The organism is Sphingomonas sp. TX0543, assembly GCF_048565505.1.
In the GTDB taxonomy this organism is placed as follows: domain Bacteria; phylum Pseudomonadota; class Alphaproteobacteria; order Sphingomonadales; family Sphingomonadaceae; genus Sphingomonas.
In genome coordinates this window covers 278,104-298,563 of the sequence record NZ_JBLZUS010000003.1, presented here as the reverse complement: position 1 = coordinate 298,563, position 20,460 = coordinate 278,104, and the positions used below count along the sequence as shown (strand labels likewise).

General features: G+C 67.1%; 28 protein-coding genes. 22 read left to right on the top strand and 6 right to left on the bottom strand.

Annotated elements, in window-relative coordinates:
• The first annotated feature begins 150 nt into the window (after positions 1 to 150).
• The 15 genes from ACM61V_RS19270 (at position 151) to ACM61V_RS19200 (ending at position 10,871) form a co-directional block, all read left to right on the top strand.
• Positions 151 to 1,794, top strand: coding sequence for a PRTRC system ParB family protein (locus ACM61V_RS19270; protein WP_419714531.1), 1,644 nt, complete (start codon positions 151 to 153; stop codon positions 1,792 to 1,794).
• A gap of 36 nt (positions 1,795 to 1,830) precedes the next feature.
• Positions 1,831 to 2,256, top strand: coding sequence for a PRTRC system protein E (locus ACM61V_RS19265; RefSeq protein WP_419714530.1), 426 nt, complete (start codon positions 1,831 to 1,833; stop codon positions 2,254 to 2,256).
• Positions 2,257 to 2,303: 47 nt separating this feature from the next.
• Positions 2,304 to 2,510 (top strand): PRTRC system protein C, encoded by a 207-nt coding sequence (locus ACM61V_RS19260; protein ID WP_107396143.1) that lies wholly within the window; start codon positions 2,304 to 2,306, stop codon positions 2,508 to 2,510.
• A 132-nt stretch (positions 2,511 to 2,642) separates the two neighbouring features.
• A complete protein-coding gene (locus ACM61V_RS19255; RefSeq protein ID WP_419714529.1) occupies positions 2,643 to 3,677 on the top strand; it encodes a hypothetical protein in 1,035 nt (344 codons plus the stop codon).
• A gap of 7 nt (positions 3,678 to 3,684) precedes the next feature.
• A complete protein-coding gene (locus ACM61V_RS19250; protein ID WP_419714528.1) occupies positions 3,685 to 4,506 on the top strand; it encodes a PRTRC system protein B in 822 nt (273 codons plus the stop codon).
• Positions 4,503 to 5,162, top strand: coding sequence for a PRTRC system protein A (locus tag ACM61V_RS19245; protein WP_419714527.1), 660 nt, complete (start codon positions 4,503 to 4,505; stop codon positions 5,160 to 5,162). The genes ACM61V_RS19250 and ACM61V_RS19245 overlap by 4 nt, the downstream gene beginning before the upstream one ends.
• Complete coding sequence (locus ACM61V_RS19240) at positions 5,152 to 5,910, top strand: PRTRC system ThiF family protein (RefSeq protein ID WP_419714526.1); 759 nt, start codon at positions 5,152 to 5,154, stop codon at positions 5,908 to 5,910. The genes ACM61V_RS19245 and ACM61V_RS19240 overlap by 11 nt, the downstream gene beginning before the upstream one ends.
• 62 nt (positions 5,911 to 5,972) lie before the next feature.
• Complete coding sequence (locus ACM61V_RS19235; RefSeq protein ID WP_419714525.1) at positions 5,973 to 6,452, top strand: hypothetical protein; 480 nt, start codon at positions 5,973 to 5,975, stop codon at positions 6,450 to 6,452.
• A gap of 120 nt (positions 6,453 to 6,572) precedes the next feature.
• Positions 6,573 to 8,234, top strand: a complete 1,662-nt coding sequence (locus ACM61V_RS19230) for an ATP-binding protein (RefSeq protein ID WP_419714524.1) — start codon at positions 6,573 to 6,575, stop codon at positions 8,232 to 8,234.
• 25 nt (positions 8,235 to 8,259) lie between these two features.
• Positions 8,260 to 8,454: a hypothetical protein gene (locus ACM61V_RS19225; RefSeq protein ID WP_419714523.1), complete on the top strand. Its 195-nt coding sequence runs from the start codon at positions 8,260 to 8,262 to the stop codon at positions 8,452 to 8,454.
• Positions 8,451 to 8,777: a hypothetical protein gene (locus tag ACM61V_RS19220; protein ID WP_419714522.1), complete on the top strand. Its 327-nt coding sequence runs from the start codon at positions 8,451 to 8,453 to the stop codon at positions 8,775 to 8,777. Before ACM61V_RS19225 ends, ACM61V_RS19220 begins: the two co-directional genes overlap by 4 nt.
• Positions 8,778 to 9,137: 360 nt before the next feature.
• Positions 9,138 to 9,416 carry a hypothetical protein gene (locus ACM61V_RS19215; protein ID WP_419714521.1) on the top strand — a complete coding sequence of 93 codons (279 nt, stop codon included), beginning with the start codon at positions 9,138 to 9,140 and terminating at the stop codon, positions 9,414 to 9,416.
• A 127-nt stretch (positions 9,417 to 9,543) separates the two neighbouring features.
• Positions 9,544 to 9,867: a hypothetical protein gene (locus ACM61V_RS19210; protein WP_419714520.1), complete on the top strand. Its 324-nt coding sequence runs from the start codon at positions 9,544 to 9,546 to the stop codon at positions 9,865 to 9,867.
• Between the two features lie 11 nt (positions 9,868 to 9,878).
• Entirely contained in the window at positions 9,879 to 10,187 is a 309-nt protein-coding gene (locus ACM61V_RS19205; RefSeq protein WP_419714519.1) for a hypothetical protein, read from the top strand.
• A 141-nt stretch (positions 10,188 to 10,328) separates the two neighbouring features.
• Positions 10,329 to 10,871, top strand: coding sequence for a DUF736 domain-containing protein (locus ACM61V_RS19200; protein WP_107396160.1), 543 nt, complete (start codon positions 10,329 to 10,331; stop codon positions 10,869 to 10,871).
• 102 nt (positions 10,872 to 10,973) lie between these two features.
• Here the strand turns inward: ACM61V_RS19200 and ACM61V_RS19195 are convergent, their stop codons facing one another.
• The 4 genes from ACM61V_RS19195 to ACM61V_RS19180 all read right to left on the bottom strand — a co-directional run bounded on the left by ACM61V_RS19195 (position 10,974) and on the right by ACM61V_RS19180 (position 13,346).
• Complete coding sequence (locus tag ACM61V_RS19195) at positions 10,974 to 11,297, bottom strand: c-type cytochrome (RefSeq protein WP_419714518.1); 324 nt, start codon at positions 11,295 to 11,297, stop codon at positions 10,974 to 10,976.
• A 40-nt stretch (positions 11,298 to 11,337) separates the two neighbouring features.
• Complete coding sequence (locus tag ACM61V_RS19190) at positions 11,338 to 11,730, bottom strand: UrcA family protein (RefSeq protein WP_419714517.1); 393 nt, start codon at positions 11,728 to 11,730, stop codon at positions 11,338 to 11,340.
• A gap of 119 nt (positions 11,731 to 11,849) precedes the next feature.
• On the bottom strand, positions 11,850 to 12,911 hold the full coding sequence (locus ACM61V_RS19185) for a tyrosine-protein phosphatase (protein ID WP_419714516.1): 1,062 nt from the start codon (positions 12,909 to 12,911) through the stop codon (positions 11,850 to 11,852).
• A gap of 135 nt (positions 12,912 to 13,046) precedes the next feature.
• Positions 13,047 to 13,346, bottom strand: coding sequence for a DUF1153 domain-containing protein (locus tag ACM61V_RS19180; protein WP_419714515.1), 300 nt, complete (start codon positions 13,344 to 13,346; stop codon positions 13,047 to 13,049).
• 717 nt (positions 13,347 to 14,063) lie between these two features.
• Between ACM61V_RS19180 and ACM61V_RS19175 the strand changes: the two genes are divergently transcribed.
• From ACM61V_RS19175 to ACM61V_RS19155, 5 genes are all read left to right on the top strand, one after another.
• A complete protein-coding gene (locus tag ACM61V_RS19175) occupies positions 14,064 to 14,393 on the top strand; it encodes a single-stranded DNA-binding protein (RefSeq protein ID WP_107396164.1) in 330 nt (109 codons plus the stop codon).
• 53 nt (positions 14,394 to 14,446) lie between these two features.
• A complete protein-coding gene (locus ACM61V_RS19170; RefSeq protein WP_419714514.1) occupies positions 14,447 to 14,842 on the top strand; it encodes a hypothetical protein in 396 nt (131 codons plus the stop codon).
• Positions 14,808 to 15,410 carry a hypothetical protein gene (locus ACM61V_RS19165; protein ID WP_419714513.1) on the top strand — a complete coding sequence of 201 codons (603 nt, stop codon included), beginning with the start codon at positions 14,808 to 14,810 and terminating at the stop codon, positions 15,408 to 15,410. The genes ACM61V_RS19170 and ACM61V_RS19165 overlap by 35 nt, the downstream gene beginning before the upstream one ends.
• 1,013 nt (positions 15,411 to 16,423) lie before the next feature.
• Complete coding sequence (locus ACM61V_RS19160; protein WP_107396168.1) at positions 16,424 to 17,425, top strand: DUF2493 domain-containing protein; 1,002 nt, start codon at positions 16,424 to 16,426, stop codon at positions 17,423 to 17,425.
• Between the two features lie 195 nt (positions 17,426 to 17,620).
• Complete coding sequence (locus ACM61V_RS19155) at positions 17,621 to 18,187, top strand: hypothetical protein (RefSeq protein WP_419714512.1); 567 nt, start codon at positions 17,621 to 17,623, stop codon at positions 18,185 to 18,187.
• Positions 18,188 to 18,224: 37 nt separating this feature from the next.
• On the opposite strand, the gene ACM61V_RS19150 is transcribed toward ACM61V_RS19155, so the two are convergent.
• Complete coding sequence (locus ACM61V_RS19150; protein WP_419714511.1) at positions 18,225 to 18,416, bottom strand: hypothetical protein; 192 nt, start codon at positions 18,414 to 18,416, stop codon at positions 18,225 to 18,227.
• A gap of 562 nt (positions 18,417 to 18,978) precedes the next feature.
• Here ACM61V_RS19150 and ACM61V_RS19145 point away from each other — a divergent pair.
• Together ACM61V_RS19145 and ACM61V_RS19140 are read left to right on the top strand one after the other, a co-directional pair.
• Positions 18,979 to 19,470: a hypothetical protein gene (locus tag ACM61V_RS19145; RefSeq protein ID WP_419714510.1), complete on the top strand. Its 492-nt coding sequence runs from the start codon at positions 18,979 to 18,981 to the stop codon at positions 19,468 to 19,470.
• A gap of 376 nt (positions 19,471 to 19,846) precedes the next feature.
• Positions 19,847 to 20,071, top strand: coding sequence for a hypothetical protein (locus ACM61V_RS19140; RefSeq protein WP_419714509.1), 225 nt, complete (start codon positions 19,847 to 19,849; stop codon positions 20,069 to 20,071).
• A 121-nt stretch (positions 20,072 to 20,192) separates the two neighbouring features.
• Here the strand turns inward: ACM61V_RS19140 and ACM61V_RS19135 are convergent, their stop codons facing one another.
• Entirely contained in the window at positions 20,193 to 20,411 is a 219-nt protein-coding gene (locus ACM61V_RS19135; RefSeq protein WP_419714508.1) for a hypothetical protein, read from the bottom strand.
• Positions 20,412 to 20,460 lie beyond the last annotated feature (49 nt).

Below are 20,460 nucleotides of genomic sequence, written 5' to 3'. Positions count from 1 at the left end.
CGCACTCTGCCCCTTCGCAAACGAACGCAGCGGCTCCCCAGCCCTCCGGGCAGCGAGAGGGGAGAGGGAAGAGAGCATCAGGCTCGCCGAACCGAAGGCGCGCGGGCCCCGACGGATCTTCGCCTTCCCCATTCCACGAGGAGATCAGCCATGACCATAGCAGACCCCATCCGCGCCACGCTGCCACTCTCCCTCATCACGAAGGGGGACAATCCGCGCCGCTATTTCGACCGCAAGAAGCATGCTGAGCTTGTGGCGTCGATCCGCTTGCGCGGCATCCTGCAGCCTATCCTGCTGCGTCCGAAGGGCGAGGTCTACGCGATCGTCGCCGGCGAGCGCCGCTACCGGGCCGGCCTCGAAGCCTACGGACCCGATGGCGAAGTGCCCGTCATCATCCGCGAGATGACCGACCAGGAAGCGCTCGACGCCGCGATCGCTGAAAATGACGACCGCGACGATCCTTCGGAAACCGAACAGGCCGACGCCGCCGTCCGCTACCTCGCCGCATGCCAGAACGATCGCGCCGAGGCCGCCCGGCGGCTCGGCTGGTCACGGACCAAGCTCGATCGCCGTCTGGCGCTCGCGGAGCTGTCCGAAACCGTAAAGCTCGCGCTCGACGAACGCCGGATCAAGGTCGGGCATGCCGAGCTGCTGGCGGCCGTCCCTGCGGACAAGCAGGACAAGGCCCTGGAGACGATCCTCGCTTCGGGGCTCGACGTCGGCAAGACGCGCGAGCTGCTCATGCGGGTCACGCAAAATCTCGCCACCGCGTGCTTCGACAAGACCGAATGCACGACCTGCCCGTTCAACTCGGGCGCGCAGCGAACCCTCTTCGAGACCCATATCGACGACGGTCACTGCACCAATCCCGGATGCTTCGAGCTCAAGACCCAGACCGCCGAGGCGATCCGCTTCGAGGAACAGGAACGCGCCGAAAAAGCGGCACGGGCCGCGGCTCCGCCCGCCGATGACGATGCCGACGATGACGGCGACGAGGCGGATGATGGCGAACAGGTCGACGATCTCGACGAAGCCGGGACCGAGGTATCGCCGGGGGATCGCGCCGAGACCCCCGGCCGCAGCGAACCCCGGACTCCCGCGCCGGTCACGCCGGTCCCGTCCCCGGGCGGCGGCTCGATCGCGCAAAAGCCCACCGTCACCGTCAAATCGATCGCCGGCCGCACCAGCGACCTGCGCGAAGCGACCTGGCGCACCGCGCTGGCCCGGGCGCTCGCGGCCAACGCCGTCCATGCCCATAGCGCCATCCTCGTCGCGGCGATGTCGGGCACGCTCCCCCAGATCAAGGCCGAGACGCTGAAGGCCCGCGCCGGCCTGCTCGTCGGCGCTTCCTTCCCGGGTCTCGCCTATGCCGACAAGATCGCGGCGATCTGCGCATTGTCGGAGCCGCAGGCGGCGAACGTCCTTTCCGCCGTTGGCGCGGCCTATGCCAAGGACGTGCTGACCTTCGGCCATGTCGCCGACCTCGCCCGCGCTTTCGACGTCGATCTGCGCGATGTCTGGCAGGTCGATAAGGCCTTCCTCGAGCGCTACACCAAGGACGAGCTCAAGTTCATCGCCCAAGAATCCGGCCTGGTCGCGCATATGGGCGAAAAGGGCTTCGCCAAGCTGCTCGGCGCCAAAAAGGCGGATCTCATCGCCGGCATGCTCAACCGGCCCGGGTTCGACTGGGCCGGCCGCCTGCCCAGTTCGATGACGCTCGACGGCCAATATGGCCCGCCGCCCGTGAAGGCCGCGCCGCCGGCCGACGCCCCGGTCACGCAGCTCGCCGCCTGATCCCCCCAACGCTCACATAGACAAGGATTTGCCCCCATGCTGATCTCGAATCTGCTCCCGCTGCTCGCGCGCTACTCGCTCGGCTTCGACCTCGTCGCCGGTCCCGACGACACCGTCACCCTGACCGTGATCCCCCGCAGGCATGAGGGCGCCGCGCACAAGCTCGAAGCCGGCGAAACCCGACCGATCTCGCTTACCGCCAGCGCCGCGGAGATCGATGCCGAACTCGCCAAGGGCGAAGATGGCGCGCTCGGCCAGCTCATCGCGGCGCGCAAGACGCTCGCCGACCAGCTCGCCGAACAGCGCGAGGCCGCTGATGCCGCTCGCACCGCCGCGGCCGAAGCCGCCAAGGCCAAAGCAGCAACGCCCACGCCCAAGCCCGCCTCCACGGCTGCGAAGGTTGCCGCGCCCACCAGTCCGCCGGCCGACGCCAAGGCCGAGGAGCCTGCCAGCCTCTGGTGAGACAGGCCCTTCGAACCCCTCAACACCCATCAGCCGGGAGACCCCCAATGCAGATCAATCACCTCACCCGAACCTATCGATATGATGGCATCGACCTTCCGGTGCCGCCGCATCTCGCCGGAGAACCGGGCGCCCTGCGCGCCTATCACGCCACCCTCTATCCCCCGATCCTCAACGCCGAGATCGTCGATGCCGGCGTGTCGGGGAACGCCCACGTGATGGAATACCGGCGCGCCGTCGGCACCAAGGGCTGATCATGGCGCTCGCACGCGGTTCGGCGATCGCGCCGACGCCCCGGAAAACCCTCCTCCAATGGATCGAGTTCGACGATGGCGACCCTACCGGCTTTACCCATCCCGCCTGCAGCCCGCAGGCCCAGGCCCTCCATGCACGGATCGTCCTCGACCCGCACGAGGCAAGGGGCGATCCTTGCGAACCGCTCCAGCCGCCCAGCGGCCTCCGCCTTCCGCCCCTCGGCTGACCTCGCAGGGCGCGGCATCGCGCTCTCCCCGGATATCCCAGCGATCTTCGACGCTCCGCTCGCGGCGCATCACAAGCTGATCGGCCGCTGGGCGGTCGCGCGGCAGGACGCGTCCGGCATCTGCAGCCGTGTCGAGGCCCGCCAGCACATCGAGCGCGTTTTCGATGCCGCCGTCCTCGAGATCCTGGCTCCCGTCGACCTCGCGGATTTCAGGGTCGCGGTGCTTCACAGCGAGGAAGACGGCCCCCCGGCGATCGCTATCGTCTGCGAGAGCATGGGACAGCTCGACCTCGGCTGGATCGAGACCGGCGATGCGCCGAGCGGCTGGCGCGCCGCAGCCTATCGCGTGCTCGAGCAATGCCTGAACCAGGCGCTGCCGGTCTTTGGCTATGGCGATCTCTTCGATGAAATCGCGATGTATTATTGGGACGGCGAAACCGACGACGAAGCCGCCCGTCAGAGCCTGATCGACTATCACGGCGCCGAACCGGACGAGCTCGACGAGCAGGTGCTGCCATCCGAGATGAACGCACGTCGGCCCGACTGGATGATCGCGGCCAATGCGGCACCTGCGCGTCGGCTCCCTGCCGAGCTGCGGCGCCGGCTCGCGGCGCTCCGGGACGCGCACAAGGCGCTCGCTGCCATCCCGACCGATCTCGACGCCTGGCACTTCGATTTCCAGGTCGCCTGCGAATATCTCCCGGGCATCGAGGAGTGCGCCTCATTGCCCCCGCTCACCCTCGTCCCCTTCGAGCAGTTTGCGCGCGAGCTGGACGATGTCGCACGCCACGGCATGGAGATGGGCTTCATGGACCTCGCCGGCATCTGTCCGATCCCCGACGCGGGCCGCATCGACGACTGGTTCGCCTCGCTCCGCCTCGGGGCCGACTTCCTGATCGCCGCCCAGAACATCCTCCAGTTCGACCCCGCCAATCCGTGAGGCCACGATGTCCGACCACAGCACCCATTTCGAAGCCAGCGGCGGCGGTCTTGTCCTGACCAACGCCATCCTCCTCTACCGCAACCAGGCGCCCCGCAATCTCAAGCCCTACGGCGCCTCGCACGAAGACGCGCCGGCGTTCGCCAGCATCCATGCGGTCGATCACGACCGCGAGGGCCAGCCGATGATAGCAGCCGGCACGCCCCTGTCGCGCGCGCATCTTCGCCAATGGACCGAGGCGCTCGGCCGCAATGTCGTGCCGGAGCTCCTGCCCGACAATATCCTCGTCGCTCATCCCGACATGCTCGCCTGGTGGGTGCCGGCACAGGTGCGCGCCGCCTATTTCGCGCTGTCCTCTCCGCCGGAAGGGCTCCGCGCCTTGTCCGCGCGAACGACCGTGATGGTCCCCTATCCGGCGCATCTGTTCATCGCGACCCGCTCCGGCCTCGGCGTCTATGCCCTTGCGGCAAGCGAGCGCCCGGCCGCCGACACCCGGGTCCTGCACTCGCCCATCCTCAATGTCTTCATCGATGGCAGGCTTTGCTGGGGCAACGTCCCGAGGCCGAAGACCCTCGGTATTGCCGCCATCCCGGAATTCGAGCGGGCCGTGTTCGACAGCTGGTCGACGCATCCCAATCCGGGGCAGGAGCTGACCGTCAGCGGCAAGGGCGGGCTCGTGAGGCTCTGGGACGATCTGGCTGCGCGCAGTGCAATCCGCTTTCCGGCCAGCCGTCTGAAACCCTTCGGCTCGTCGGGCCGGCGGCAGACCCGGCGACCGGCGAGCGCGATCACTCTCGGTCGGCTGATCGCGGCGAGCGCCAGGGCATGACCATGCTCACCGACGATCCGACCGCCGCCGCGGTGCTCGCCGCCGTGCCCTGCTATCCCGTCCCGCCCCACGGCCGCTCGCCCGCCCTCGACGCGCTGCGCGGCGCGCGTTCCGGCCACGGGCTTGCCGTGGGGAACGACGGCGTGATGCTCATCCTGCGCCGGCCCTGGCTCGCGCTCGACGTGCCGATCAGCGGGCCGATCACTGCCTATCTGCCCTATGGCGGCATGGGCGCACCAAGGGCCGATCTGCGTTGCGGCCTCATTCCAGCCGTCCATCTCGCCGGGATCCTCGACCATTTTCGTGCCGCGCTTCCCAACGAGGCTGCGGCGTTCCTGCTGTGGAACGAGGCGACCGGGGAATTCGCGGTGAACCTGCCCGTGATCGACGAGGCCACGCCGACGCGGCTCGTCTATCGCACCCCGGCGCTACCGCCAGACTGGCACCTCGTCTGCGACATCCACAGCCACGGCCACAGTTCGGCTTTCTTCAGCGCCACCGACGATGCCGACGACGCCCATGCAACCAAGATATCGCTCGTCTTCGGCCGGCTCGACGCTTCCGATGGTCCCGTAATGGCCTCCCGCCTGTGCGCCGGCGGCATGTTCCTGCCTTTGCCGCGCAGCCCATTTTCAGGAGAGTGCGATGCAGCCTGACACCCAGGAACGTCATTATCTTCCCGCCGGCCTCGACAACCGTGCGATCAGGATCCTGCTGGTCGGTTGCGGCGGGAACGGCGCGCAGATGCTGATGGGCCTCGCCTCGCTCGATACGGCGCTGCGTGCCATCTCCTCGCGCTCGCTCCATGTCACCGTGGTCGACGACGACATCGTAACCGAGGCCAATCTCGGCCGGCAGCCCTTTTACCGCTGCGACATCGGCCATTCGAAGGCCCGCACGCTGACCGAGCGGATCAACCTCGCGCATGGCCTTGCCTGGAAGGCGGTCCACGGCAGCGCCCCCAAAGCGATCGGGCTCGACGGCATCGATATCCTGATCAGCTGCGTCGACACGGCCTCGGCGCGCCGCGCGCTCGGCGCTGCCATCGCCGAGGGAAAGTCCTCGCCCGCCTATTGGATGGATCTCGGCAACCGCGCGCGCGACGGACAATATCTGATCGGCTGTCCGGACAGGGACGCGGCCCCGCACCAGTCCCGCCTTCCGACCGTCCTCGAAGCTTTTCCCGAACTCGCCGATGAAGCCCAGGCCGACGACGACGCTCCGTCCTGCTCGGTGGCAGAGGCGCTCGAGCGGCAATCGCTGTTCGTCAATCGCGTCCTCGCGAGCCATGCGCTGGCGCTGCTGTTCGATCTGCTCGGACGCGGCTCCATCGGACACGCCGGGGCCTTCCTCAATATCGCGAGCGGCCAGACCGTGCCGATCCCGCTGCCGCGCGATCGCTGAGCCACAGCCATCAACACCGCGCTCGCCTCATCGGCACCGCGCGCCCAGCAGGAGAAACTGCCATGACCGTCATCGGCCATAACCGCATCTGCCGCGTCGATAACTTCGACGGCTACGAGGTCCTCGCGCATCCGCTGCCGGATCGCGAGGACCGCGTCTTCCAACGCGGTCAGCCGGGAGCTTCCCATGTTGCGGTGACCTACGGCTCGCACGATATCCAGATCGCACGCCCGACAGGTCCCGGGAGCGCCGGACTCCTGGCGATCCTCATGCATCATGGCGGCGGCCGTCATATCCTCGAATTCTACGAGGGAGCCTTGCCCGTCACCGCGACGCTGCTCGGCCTGCCCGAGCGCGCCCAATATGCGCTCGCCTATGCGTTGTTCAAACAGGCTGACGAATGCGCCGTGGCCGCCCGCGTGGACGAAGCCAGCCGGTGGGCCCAGGCCTTCGTCGATGGTCGCATCCGCAAACGCCGCAGGGGCGGCAAGCGTTTCGTCAACATCGAAACGCCGGCCGAGAAGGAGCGCCGCTGCGCGTAGCATGGGTTTCGCGGACGTTTCACTCCTTTGCGCCGACGCTGGCCGCGCGAGCGCGAGCCCCAGCGAAAGAGGAGGAGGGCGGGGGAGGTGAGCCTGTTCGCTCTTGCCCAGGAGACCCCGATGCCCCTTCCCACCGCCATCCACAGCCAGGTCGATCCGGCCGCGATCACCAAGGTGACGCGCCTGTTCAACAATACGCTCGGTTCCATACTGACCGAACTCATCCAGAATGCACGCAGGGCCGGCGCGACGACCATCGACCTCAATGTCGCCGAGGCCGACGACGGGCAATGGCTCGTAATCGCAGACGACGGCGCCGGCATCGCCGATCCTGCGGTGACGCTCGCGCTCGGGCGCTCCGGATGGGACGACGACGTCGCCGTCCGCGAAGACCCCGCCGGCATGGGCGTGTTCAGTCTCGCAGGCCGTCGTGTCGAAATCCGGTCCCGCCCGCGACCCTCCGGCGACGCCTGGCGGATCGCCATCGCGCCCGGCGACTGGGAATCGGGAGCCCCGATCGCTGTCACCGCCTGCGATCATCCGTTCGGCACCGAAATCCGGCTGCTGCTCGACGACGAATGGGCGAAGACGCTGGAAGCTGCGGCCATCAGCGCGGCCCGCTATTGCCCGACGCCGATCCGATTCAAAGGCTCACCGCTGGTGCAATCGGACTGGCTCGCCGACGCAGCCGTCATCGTCGAGACCGACGGGGTCCGGATCGGCCTCTTCAACGCGCCGCGCGCCGCCCATCATCAACCGCGCATCAACTTCCACGGCCTCACCGTTCCCTGCACCTTGCCTTCGGTCGACGAAAAGGACCGGAGCTGGTGGGCGCGGGTCGACATCGTCGACGCACCCGCCCTGCAGTTGGTGCTCCCAGCCCGAGGCGAAATGGTCGAGAACGATGCTCTCGATGCGCTTCGCGATACCGTCCGGAAGGCTATCTACAGCCATATCGCCTCGCTCGGCAGCCATCGCTTGTCCTTCGTCCAGTGGACCGAGGCCCGGCAGCTCGGCGTCGATCTGCCCGAGGCGACGCCGCTCCTGCGAGGATGGACCCCGGCCAAGGCCGATCTCAACAGCGTAAGCGATGGTCCCGGCCTGATACCCGCCGGCGAGCTCGTCCTGATGGAGCATTTCGGCGCACCGCTCGAGCAATGCGCCGCCTTCGCGCTCGCCCGCGACGGACGCCTGGAGGGCGCCCTCGCCGATCCCGACGATGCGATGGCGGGGTATGGCTGGTACGACGCTCTCCCCCGGATCACAGCGCTGAGGTTCGAGATCGAGCGCGAGGGCGCCGCCCATGTCTTCGACAGCGAGATATTGACGGGCCTGGAGAGCGGGATGGTCGACCGGCTCGATCTCGTGATCGAGATCGGCGGCGCGCGGCCCGAGACGCTCATCGTCTCCGCCCCCGTTGTCGTCGAATATGACGACGCGCATCACTGGGGCTTCGAGGAGGCGAATGTCCTGCTCGCCTCGCGCGACGCGCTCTCCCCCGACGAACTCGTCGACCTGCTCGAGGCGTCCTGCTTCTGCGCGAGCGACGATCGCGAGGCCGACAGCTGGGACACGCAGAACGACCGCTTCCTGCTCGATGCACGGGAAATGGCGACCCGCCTGCTGCTCGGCGACGATGCGGCGCTGGTCGAACGGCTGCGCGCGATCATTTCCTACAGGGCGCAGTGGTTCGTGCCGGAGGGGCGGCAGTTCGCGGCCGTCATCGGCCGCAGCGCCATCGACATCCGCATCGAGCCCGTCAGCCCAGCGCCTGCATCCTGACCGCAGCTTTCGAAAGGACCAGCCCATGCGATCGATCAAGCCCGCGGCGCCGGCAGACCGGGTGGCGGTACGGACCGCGATTGACCATCTACGCCGCGCGCGTCACCTTCTCGCCAGCAGCGGTGCGCCGCGTGCCGCCGCGGCGGTTCGCAAGGCGCTGCGCAGCGCCGAAGGCGCCGCCCGCCATATCGACCACCGTATCCGCAGGAGCCAGCGATGAGCCGTTACGAACTGAAGCCGAGGCCGGGAAACGGCGTCATCAAGGCCGTGATCGGCTGGGACCGTCCCCTCCAGACCTTCTTCGCGCAGGTATTCACGCCCACCGAGGAAGATCCCGAGGAAGGCGAGGCAACGATCTGGCTCGGAACCGAGCCGGGCGAGCTGCCGAGCCCCGAGGCCGCCATCCGCGTGGTCGAAGCCTATGCCGACATACCCGAGACGCTCGCCGCCGATCTCGCGGCCGACAGGGACGCCACCATCGGCGTCAAGGACGGCGCACACCAGGCCGAGGCCAAGCAGCGCCTGTTCGGCTCGCTCCACTAGCTAGTTCAGCCCGGACTGGCGATGCGGAAACGCGGCAATTTTGAAGTCGGCGCCATGTAAAGACTTGTAAAATTATCGGTCGGTCTCACCACCACGCAATGCCGGACAAGTTACGCCGACATCTTTGCTCGATCGATACTGCGGCGGTCCGATAGTCACCTCCCATCGCGCAAAAAGCTCGGAAAACCGCGCCTTTTCCTGCAGTCGGAGCCTGGTGGCACCTTCGCTCATTATCCGCATCTTTCAGACAAACGCGGCGGACATGCCTCCCGACAAGGACTGTGGATCCGTGGGCACCGCAGGATTTCGTTAACCATGACGTGGCGATAGTCGCAGCGACGCATTTCAGGGACAAATCCGATGTTCGACGGCCTCAAGTTCAAGCGCATCGCACGCGAAGCCGCGCCCGGCTGGGCCGACGAGGCGATCGCGCTTTTCGGCTATAATGCCGAGGATGTGATCGCCCAGCAGCTCGCCCATCATCGCTATCCCGAGCGCTATTCCTTCGAGTTCTGCCTGAAGGAGATCCGCAAGCGCCGCAAAGCCGGAGCGCCGCCTTCGCGGTGGTCGCTGCGCGGCTTCATCGCCGCCGTTCGGACACGCAGTGCGACCGAGCACGCCGCTCCGGCTGAGGCTTGAACCGATCGCCTGCAAATCAGCGGACGTAAAACCGTGTAAATTCTTGCTGCAACTGCGAGGCTATTAACCATCCATTTGCCGCCGCATGTTGAAATCAGGCCTCTATTAGGAAGTCGGGGCCTCTTTTATGGCAATACACTACGCGAAACGCACATTCGATCTTGAAAGACATCTGCGCGAAGCCGCCGCCGGCGACGCGGAAGCGCGCCACGCGCTCGGTGTCGTCTATTCCTGCGGATCCTTCGGTATCGCCATCGATCTCATCGAGGCGCACAAATGGTTCAATCTCGCCGCGCTCGCCGGCAGCGAGGAAGGACAGGTATCGCGCGCTGAAATCTCCGAGGAGATGACCGCCCGCGAGATCGCCGAGGCGCAGCGCGCCGCCAGGGCCTGGCTCCGGGAAACCGGCACCGCGAAGCCCGAGGCCTCCAGCCTTCGCCTCGCGGCTTGACGGTGCCCAATATGACCGCCGAACCCAATCAGACCGACCAGCTCCTCAAGGGGCTCGGCTTCAAGTCCGAGCACTGGATCGAAGCCCATAAGCTCGTTGCGACGCATGGGCGCCGCGCCCAGCAACATGTCGTCGATCTGATGCAGGCGGCGCTCCGCGCAGACGACGAAGAGACCGCGCGCGGTTACGACACGCTGCTCAAGCTCATGCAGATGCGCGACCGCTTCCTGCGTGAAAAACAGGTTGCGACCAAGGCGGCCGGGCGCCTCACGATTGCCCCGGTCGGGATCACGCCTCCCGATACGTCGACCTCCGGCTGAGCCGGACGTCCCGAGGCCGCGAATGCGGGCCTCGGATGGGGCGCTTTCGCGCCTGCTCGGCCGAACGGCCGAGGAGAGGAGTGGGGAAGGGGAAGATGGCTCGGACACGGTGTTCGAGACCAGCTTCCAGGAGACTTTCCCATGAACATCGGTTCGATCAAGCAGAATGAGGCCGGCATTTTCGTCGGCCGGATCGCGACGCTGACGATTGCCATGACGATCGCGCTGCGCGAGGTGCACTCGGCCAATCCGAAGGCGCCGAAATACGAGGTGCTGGCGCTGTCGGCGGCACGGGCGTGGGTGCAGGTTGGCGCGCTCTTCGAGCTCTTCTCGAACGGCACCGGCGAGGCGTTCCTCAACGGCAAGATCGAGGATCCAAGCCTGGCCGCGCCGCTCTACATCTCGGCGTTCCGCCAGGAGGACGGCAGCTTCAACGTCGTCTGGTCGCGCCCGACGCGCCGCCGCGACCTCGCCTCGGAGATGGCGCCCAAGACCGACGACAGCCTGCCGCCGCTGCCCGGCGCCGACGAGACCGCCGGCCCCGCCACCCAGGGCACCGAGGCCGGCCTCGGCGCTTCCTCCGCCGAACACGCCTTCGGTGGCGGCGAGCCGCAGGAAGGCGGACGCCGGCAGCGTCGCCAGCGCGCGTCCGAGCAGGTGGAGGAGCCCGAAACCGTCAGCTGACCCCCCGCTGTGCCCGGTCCCACGCCTCCAGGCCGGGCACGCACCCTGCAGGGCTCGCTTCGCTCTCTCGCGAAGCGGGCCCTGTTTCTGTTCGAATGGGCGTTACCGCCGCCGCGTCGGGGGCGGGCGCAGCGTCAGCATATAGGCGGACAGGTCATCGACCTGATCGTCGGCGACCTCGAAATTCATGATTTCGGGAAAATTGTGCGAGTGGCGCAGCCAATAGGTCAGCGTCTCGCCCGTCAGCCCTTCCTTGGCAACCACATTCTCGAACGGCGGCGCGTCGGGATTGGGCGAGAACCGGTCGGGCAAGACCGCGTGGCAGCCCGAGCAATGCGCCTGCGCAAATGCCTTGCCGCTCGCGACCGAGGCCGTGGAGCCGGACGCAGGCGCTGCCCCGGCGGCAAGCGCCCCGTAGGATCCCATGCCTGCCGCCAGCAGGGCCGCGGCGCCCAGGAGGAGACGGCTAATGCCCACGCGCCGCCGCGATGACGGCTTGCCCAAGCGGCGCTGCATTTTCCACGGTCCTGTCCACGCAATTCTCATCCGGGTTCAATGGATAGAGCCGATCGAGCTGCTTGCAAGCATCGCGCGCGACGTTGCGGATCCGCAGCATCAGCCGATCGCTGTCGCGCTGCGTCGTCAGATCGAGGTCGCCGTAGAGCACCGACATGCGCACCGTCGTCGTCGCGATCGCCGCGCCCGTGTAGGGATTACGCTCGACCGGAATCGGCACGGTTCGGGGCGCCTCGACGGTGATCTCGTCGCCGGCATCCGGCGGGGCCGCGACACCAGCGCTGCCCAAGGCCGCGAGCGCGATCGCCGCCAGCGCCAGCCCCGATGCCGATATGATCCTCACTGTCATCGATCCCTCGCCGAACGGGCCCGAGCCGGGCTCCCGCAGGCACAGTGCGATGACATGCGGGGTCGCCGCTTTGACGAGACTCAAAACCTGGCGAATCTAACGGCAGCCGTGCCTCATTCGAGATAGGCGGCGCGCAGCGTCGCCAAATCGGCCGAGCTGAGCCCGACCACCTGGCGAAGATACCCCTCGGGCGAACCCCATTTGCTGTCGATCTCCTCGAATGCGCCCAGCAGGAACGCGTGACCCCCGGCATCGACGAGCGGCTGCGCCTGCCGCGCCGCGCCGTTGCTGGCGAACACCTTGGCCACCGGATTGTCCGGGAACATCGCGGGATCGATCGGCGGCATCTCCCACTGCGGCCGCCGATAGGTCGGCGACAGCAGATAGTCCCGCACGATCACATCGCGCGGCGTGCCGAGCGCCGAAAGGATCATCGCCGTCGCGAAGCCGGTCCGGTCCTGCCCCGCCGAGCAATTATATTCGATCGCGCCCTGCTTGCTCAGCAAGGCCGCGAACAGCAGCTTCATCTGCGGCGCCAGCAGAAGCGGCAACCCGTGATAGAGCGCGCTCCCGTTCTGCGGCGCGCCGGCAGGCGCACGCATCCCCTCGAAGATGCGCTGCATCGAATAGCCATAGGCCGTATAGGTGACGCCATCAATCCTGGTGGGCGCGAGCACGCGTTCTTCGTCCGAACGCAGATCGATCAGCTGCTTCAAGTGAAGTCCGCTCACGGTTTCCCGGTCCTGCGCCGTCAGCATCGGGGTCGCGCCCGAACGATAGATGAGGCCCCAGCGGACATGCTTGCCGCCGGCTCCCTGATAGCCGCCGATGTCCCGGAAGTTCGACCCCTGCTGGAGCGGAACCAGTCGTTCCGCGACCCGCGTCACCGAGCCGTCCTTCGTGTCCCTCAGGAGAAAATAGCGACGCTCGCTCGGCCCGGCACGCACCGTGGCGGTGCCGTCGGCGTCGCGCATCGAGACCGGGGTCGCCGCGGCGATGCGCGCGTCCGCCGTGCTCGCCTGGAGGACATCGACGGGACCGCTGGCACTCCAGCGAAGCGTCAGTTGCCCATCCTCGCCGCGAAGGACCGCGGCGTCCGAAACCTTCGCGACCGCCGACCCGGCTATGCCGCCGAACAGAATGATGCCCAAGGCGGCTGCAAACGCTTTTGCCATTATCGTTATCCTCTCCTTCGCCCCGCCGAAATTCTGTCGGCGGCACTTCCGCCCGTCAACGACGAAGGGGGAAGGATCGTCCTGGCGGTGAGGATATCGTCGTCACTTTGGAGGCGCGCTGTGTCGTGCCAGCGCTCAATAGCGCTGCTGCCGCTCGTAGAGATCGCGATAATGCTGGGTACGGGTGACCCGCAGGCCCTGCATGCCCGAGCGATCGACCGCACGCTGCCAGCCCGCAAACTCCTCGAGCGTCAGGCCGTAACGCTCGCAGACGTCATCAATGGTCAAAAGGCCGCCATTCACGGCCGCCACGACCTCGGCCTTGCGCCGCACGACCCAACGCCGCGTGTCCGGCGCGGGAAGCGCCTCCATCGTCAGCGGTTCGCCGAGCGGTCCAATGACGTGCGCCGGCCGGAATGTCTGGTTCTCGATCATGTCGCGTCTCGTGCGGGCTCGCCAACAGGAACGCGCGGCACCGCTGCCGATGCTTATGGCCATGTCATGGTTTTCGCCGGCTGAAGCATCAGGGTTAACGCGCAGGCGTTGATCGCGCCCGTGCCCCGGCCCGCCTCACCGGCATGACCGTCCACTGCCTTTCGCAAAGCGACGGGCGAGAGCGGCCGAGGCTGCGTGGGATCGCTTCCCCGTCGCTGCAGTGCACGGCGAAGCCCCGGCGCGCGCCACTTCAGACGTCCTCCGCCGACGAATGGCATTGCCCTTCCATGGTCGCGCCGCACGCCCACCCGCCCCGGCGACGTGCAGCTGTCGTAGCGGCAGCGCCGCGCCATCCTCCCGGCCTTCCGGCCGATCGGACGACCCGCAACGCTCACTTCGGGCAAGAAACGCCGCTGACTGCATGTCCGAGCGAGAGGTCCGGCGATCGGTCCCGAACGACCTAGTGTCCGGCGACGGCTTTTCGCAGCCCCACCTGGCCACCCGCTTGATGGAATGAACGCTACGCCCGTGCGGGGTCACCGCAACCCGCCATTTTGCGACCGTGTTGAGGCCTGGCGGCCTCTGCCCGCACCACTCGAAAAATGGGGGTTCCCCCGCGCTGACGCGCGGGTGCGGCGATCCCTCAATCACGGGCTTTCGCGATTGTTCATCCCAGCGGGATCGGCCCGCTGGCGTGAGATGCGAAAGGTTACGCACATGAACAAGGTTTTCCTCTCGGGCCGCATCACCTCGGACATCAGCCGCTTCGGCACCGACAGCAAGGGCGGCGTCAGCTTCAGCCTCGTCACCTCCAAGCCGGTGATCAAGGACGGCCAGGTCCAGAAGGACGACAACGGCTACACCGAGACCTACGACGAGTTCCATCAGATCAAGGCCTTCAACGGTCTCGGCAAGTCGGTCGCCAACCACAAGAAGAAGGGCGACAAGCTCATGGTCGTCGGCGAGATCCGCTACAGCCGCAACGAGCGCGACGGGCGCACCTACTACAACACCGACATCGTCGCCGAGGAAATCGAGTTCCTCTGACCCCTCCGGGCGGCCTTCGGGCCGCCCTTCTCATTTTTGCGAAAGGCAGCACAATGTTCCATCTCGCCAGCTTCGATGAGATCGCCGGGGTCGCCCACGGGATCGAAGTCACCAACCCCAACATGGTCGCCCGTATTCGCCGGGCCGCCGACAGTCTCAACCGCTATGAGATCGCCGCCCGCCTGGGCCAGGCGATCACCGAGGCCGCCGACGCGGCGCACCTCCGTGATTTCGAGGAGGCCGAGTTCGGCGAAGCCAGCGCCGACGCCATCGTCGATTGCGAATATCAGGACGAGCTCGCCGCCGCCTGGTCGCTGGTCGCCGCCGAGCATCAGCTCATCAGCCCCGAAACGATCATCGCGCACGACGGGTCGGTCACTGACCCGTCGCTTCCTCAAGGCAAGGACCTCGCCCATGCACACCCATTCTTCCGCGCGTCGCCCGGCTGACCACAGCTACGGCATCATCATCCATCATCGCCTCGCCTGGTGGCTGGTTGACTTCCCCGACCTCGACGCCATGCCTCTGCGCGCGCGCAAGCTCTCGGGCCGGCTCACGCCGGCCCTCGCCGACTGGCTGCGCAGCGAAACCGGCGATCCGGGCGTCGGCGACGATGTCGCCGCACTCAATCCCGAGAGCCGCTGCTGGTCCGGCGAATTCTCCACCGTGCCGAGCAGCACCGACGCCGCTCTCTTCGATATAGACGCCCATCCCTGGGGCTCGGAAGCCGGCGAACTCGAGACCCGGCTCGCGCGCACGATGATCGATGCGACATTGCATCCGGTCCCCGCCGGCTTCGTCTCGGTCTTCTCGGCGCTCCCGCCCGAGAACCAGCCGGTGCTCGCGATCCGGCTCAGCGGCTACACCTGCGCGGGCTACGAGGTGCTGACCGCCCGGCACATGCCGACCTATCGCCCCCGCTCGCCCTGGCGGGACATCTCGGGCGATGCTGTCGGCGACAACGGCAGCGACATCATCGGCTGGCGCGAGGGCGGCGAATGGATCGCGCCCACCTGAGCGCGCGGCGAACGGCTCCCAACCCTGCCTCGAATCCGGCCGCCTCCGACCTCGAGGCCTGGCCTTCGAACCCATGCGTCCTCATCGCGCATTCCGCGCCGCCCCGCGCACCAGCCCTGGCCGGAGAAAGGGCAAAGAGGGGCTTTCCCTTCGTTCACGCGATGGAGGGAAGTCCCTATGTGCAGACCCGATGAAGAGACCCGGCCTTCACGCCAATGGGTGCGCGGGAGCGCGGTCTTTCATGGCCATCATGGCTATGGCCTCGTCGAAAACCCGTGCGATCCGGACGGCTGGGTCCTGGTCTCGTTCGCCGGCGCCCCAGGGATCAAATGCGCCCATGACCTGCTGACCCCCGACCTTCGCTCGATCGGCGCTGCGGAGATCTCGCGGAGAGCTGACCGGAGCCGCGAGGGTATCTCCCTCGCTCGGATCGGCGAACCTCTCCCTGCGGAACAGAGACTTCTCAGGACGGCATCATGATGCTTCACAGTTGTGTCGCACTATGTGCCGCGCTTTGTGCCGCGCCCGTGGCAGATGCCGATCGAATGCTCTTTTCGGGATGATGAGGCAGGTTCGGCGCATCCCGCCCGCGCCGTTCGCGCGAGCGGGACCGGGGCTCTATTCGCTAAGCCGCCGCCCGCGCGGGCGCGGGCCCCGGCCAAGCTCACGGAGCCAGGCCTTCGGCCCGTCTCCGCCCGTTCGGGTCACGATCCCGCTTGCGGGGGATGACGCCCGGGAGGTTTTACACCCCTATTCCTCTCTTGTGTCTGCCTAGTGTGGCATGCGGGGTTGGCGGTCCGTCGAGCATGAGCGGTCCCCCCCATTTTTGCGCGCGGCCGCTACGCGCCCACCCGAAAAAATCGGCTCCCCCGCTCCCCGCGCGGCGGCGTTAACCGGGGTCCGGCCGCGAGCGGCCGGCTTCCCGGTTAACGTGCCCGACCTCCCTGACCACCGCATGCCCTGAGCAAGGCCTCATCGCGTGGATGAGACATCCAAAAGCCATGGAGGCTCACATGACCAAGACTTTCTCGAACTTCGCCGACTTCGCCAGCTTCATCGCCAGCGAAACCGGAACCGACGAGCGCAGCCCCCTCTACGAAAGCGCGTTCATCGAGCATGACGAGCGCGCCAAGCTGTCGCCGGTCGACGAGAGCGAGCAGCTCGAAATGCCCGATCCGGAGCAGGCCCGAGCCGCCGTCGAGATGGTGATGGCGACGCTGTTCGACGTGTTCCGCGACACCCGCCTGGAACCCTTCGCGAGCGATCTCGCCTGGGGCTTCGTCAACAGCTTCCATGTCGTGGCGAAGCGGATCAGCGACCGCGAGGACGACGCCGCCAAGGAGCTTGGCGAACTCGCGCGCAGCTTCGACCCGAGCGAGATCTACGCGACGCAGATCGAAGACGCGCAGCTGCTCTGCCAGACGCTGCAAGGGTGCCGCGATGCGATGGAGTGCATGCGCGACCATGCCGCCGAAGTCTATCGCGTCGAAACTGGACGGCCCTATTCGCCGACGCGCGGCAGCCGGGTCTCGCACGGCGTCACCGCATCGATGATCGACGCTCGCGACTATCTGGCCGCAAGGGGACGTGAGCGCCGCGAGCAGTTCACGCCCGAAGGCCCCGTCGTCGCCTTCTCGGGCGGTCAGGTCTGGGAAGATCACGACATGCTCTGGAAGGGCCTCGACACGATCAAGGCCCGCATTCCGGAGATGATCCTCGCCACGACCGCCCAGACCAAGGGCTGCGATGCGATCGCGCAGGCATGGGCGGCGGCGCGCGGCGTCAAGGTCATCATGTTCCGGCTCGACCGCCGGCTGGGAGCCAAGGCGGCCTTCGTCCGCAACGATCGCCTGCTGGCCCTGAAGCCGGTGGAAGCCGTGGTCTGCGAAGGCTCCGGCATCCAGATGAACCTCGCGCAGAAGCTGCGGCAGGCCGGCGTTCCGCTCCATGTCGTGAAGCTCGATCAGCAGCGCGCGGCAGCGCCCGCACCCCAGCGCATGGCGCGCCGGGGCTGAGCATCGTGCACCCGAGAGGCTCCGGCAACCGCCGGGGCCTCTCTCCCTTTTCTGCCGATGATGCGGTGCGCGGGGGCATCGAACCCCCGCGCACCGCGGGGACGCTTGCGCCCGGTTGCGCCGCGTACGCGCAATTCCTCGGACCCAAGAAGAGAGGGGGAGGAAACAGGCGGTTTGCTCAAGGAGTCAAAAGCCATGTCCGTCCTCTTCCGCATCGCTGTTCCCGCCGACGACACGACCGACCCGCAGGCGGTCATCACCGCGCGCCAGCTTGCCGCCTTCCGGCGCTATCTCCGCTCGGAAGGAGACCGGATCGGCATCGCGCTCATCGAACCCGACGAGTATCTCGGGGACAGCTTCGAAGCGCGCGTCTGCCCGCTGGCCCTTGCCGCCGTGACGGCGCAGTTCCACCACGATCCCGCCGTCATCAGCGTCGTCGAGGAGGCCCAGTTCCGGGGACGCCGCATCGCCGTCCACCACGACGCAGCCGACGCCGCGATCACCATGCGGGTCGCGCTCACATCCGACTGCGGCCTCGAACTCGACCTCGCTTATGGCAATGCCTATGCGCTGCTCGAAGCCCTCGAAATAGAAGCGGAGAGCGTCGGGGAAATCGCCCTCGACACGCTTCGCACGCGGTTGTCGGATCCGTCGACCCCGGCACGCGCGGCGGTACGCCGGGTCGACCATTATCTCCCTCGGCTCGAACGTCTGCTGGCGAGCGCGCCCGATCTCGACGATGCGCGTCTCGTATGGGCCTGAACCTCGCCGCTGCTCTGCGGAATGCAGCGCCCTGCCGTCACGACAGGGCATGTGGCGGCGTCACGGTCCCGTTCCCGGCCAGCGCGTCGATCACCGCCTGAATATGCGCTGCGGCGACCTGCTCACCCAGCGTGTCGAGCAGCGGCAGGGCCTGCCGCAGCAGGACGACCGCCAGCGCTCTTTGCACCAGCGGGTCCGCCCGCAGCGCGTCGCCCGAATGCTCGCCCATATCCCCTCCGCCGCTTGTCGCCCGCTCAAACAATGCGGTCAGCACCGGGGCGGACATATCGGACCCGGAAGCTCCCGCGCGCTGGGCGCGGGAGCCGGGGTTTCAGAACACGGTCAAGGACAGTGCGCCTACGCTTTTAGAACCGGGGTTCCTGTACATATGCGCAGGCACCCCGGCCGTGAAAGCTCACGCCGAGTGCCGTTCCTGACAGGGTTCTGAAGCCCCGGCGCCGCCGTTTTCGCAGCGCAGTCGGGCCCCTATCACAGAGCCGCATAGGCACCAAGAAGAGGCTTTGTCCCCAAGCTCACGCGCTCTCGCATCTCGGTATCAGACGAGCCTTATCGCCAAAGCATGACGCTGGGTGTTCCTCGGCCGTCAAGGATCAGCGGTCCCCCCGATTTTGCCGCCGCTCCACTCCGCTTCCCGGCGACAAAACCGGCTCCCCCGCTGCCCGCTTCGCGGCGGCATTTGCCGTCCCTGACCGCCTCAACACCGCGTCCGGATGCGCCCATCCTCATCGATTGGAGATGGGGAGCACGGCATCATCCTGATGGAGGCTCTTATGAACAATCTTACCGACGATCTCCGGGCGCTGTTCAACGCTCCGATCTGCCCGCACTGCGCGACGCTCTACGATCCTGAGCAATATGACGAGGTCGATGAATGCGCCCGCTGTTCGAACTGCGGCAGGGCATACAAGGTCTCGGCCGAGCACCGCCCGCAGCAGCCGGACATTCCGCCGGACGACCCGCTGTCCGCAGCCGCCCAATCAGATAGTCTGGCGCAGTTTCGGGAAGAGGCGGACCGCATCTCGAAAGTGATGATGCGCCAGACCGCCGGTGGCAGCTACGAGATGTATGAGCGCTGGTTTACCGAAGCGCTTGAACCCTCCATCGACAGGCTCGATCCGGCGCTCCGGTCACAGGCAATCGCGATCGCCACCGAGCTTGGCTATATCGACGATCCCGAGGCCATGGACGCTGGTTTCGGACCGGGCCTCTGCTCTATCAGCGGCATCGACGAGAACTACTGCCACTGCGGTCGTCATCCCTGACGGCATCCGGGACCGGGCCTCGCGCTCGGTCCCTGTTCTTTTGCCGCTGGCATCAAGTCCCGGCTCGCTCGCGTGCCGCGCGGACCCGTCGGTCCGCACGCCGCTACGCCTTGCCATGGTCTACAACCGAGAGGAAAAATCTCTCACAGTCTTCCCATGATGTCGGGCGGACGAGGCCGCCTCAAGGACGGCGGGGCCCCACCATTTTCTCCGGCGGATCGAGGCTCGGTGCTCATCCTTCGGCGTCCGTGGCCGCCGAAGAAAATCGTGACCCCCACCGCCGCTCACGCGGTCGCCGGCAAGCCGGCGATCCTTGACCCGACCTCGCCCGCCCGACGCGACTGCCCCTGTCATTCAAGACAGACAGGAGCACATCATGCAGACGATCACGAACGCCGCCGCCGCCGACAACGCCGCCTACTTCGCCGCCGTCGCGTGCGCCGAGCGCCGGGCGCTTCACAGCTACTTCGACCAGCACGTCATCCAGGATGCGGAGCTTGGGTATCTCGCCATCGATGAAGGCGACTACGGCGCGCTGTCGACCACGATGATCGACCAGATCGTCTACACCGCGCACGGCGGGATGCTCGACGAATATTGACACCCGATGAGGGGAGGGGCGCACGCCGCCTCTCCCTTTTTTTGTTGCGAGGATGATACGGGCAAGAGGGGCATCGAGCCCCCCTTGCCCGTGCCGCGAGCAGGCTCGCGGCGGGGTCTGATCACGCCGTCAGGCGCTTTTCCACTTCGTCGATGCCGAGGCTGCGAATGCGCGTCAGAAGGGCGCTCAACCGCTTCGCGTCGAGCTTGAGCAGGCCAGCCTTTTCGACCGCCTGCACCGCGGCCTCACGCTCCTTTTCCTCGAGCCGTTGCCGTCGTTCCTCGAGTTTGCGCTCATCCTCTGCGATCGCTGCTCTTTCCTGTTCCAATGTGCGTGCCATGAAGGGCCTCTTGGTTCACGCTGATCGGGCTATGAACCCGTTCCTTATA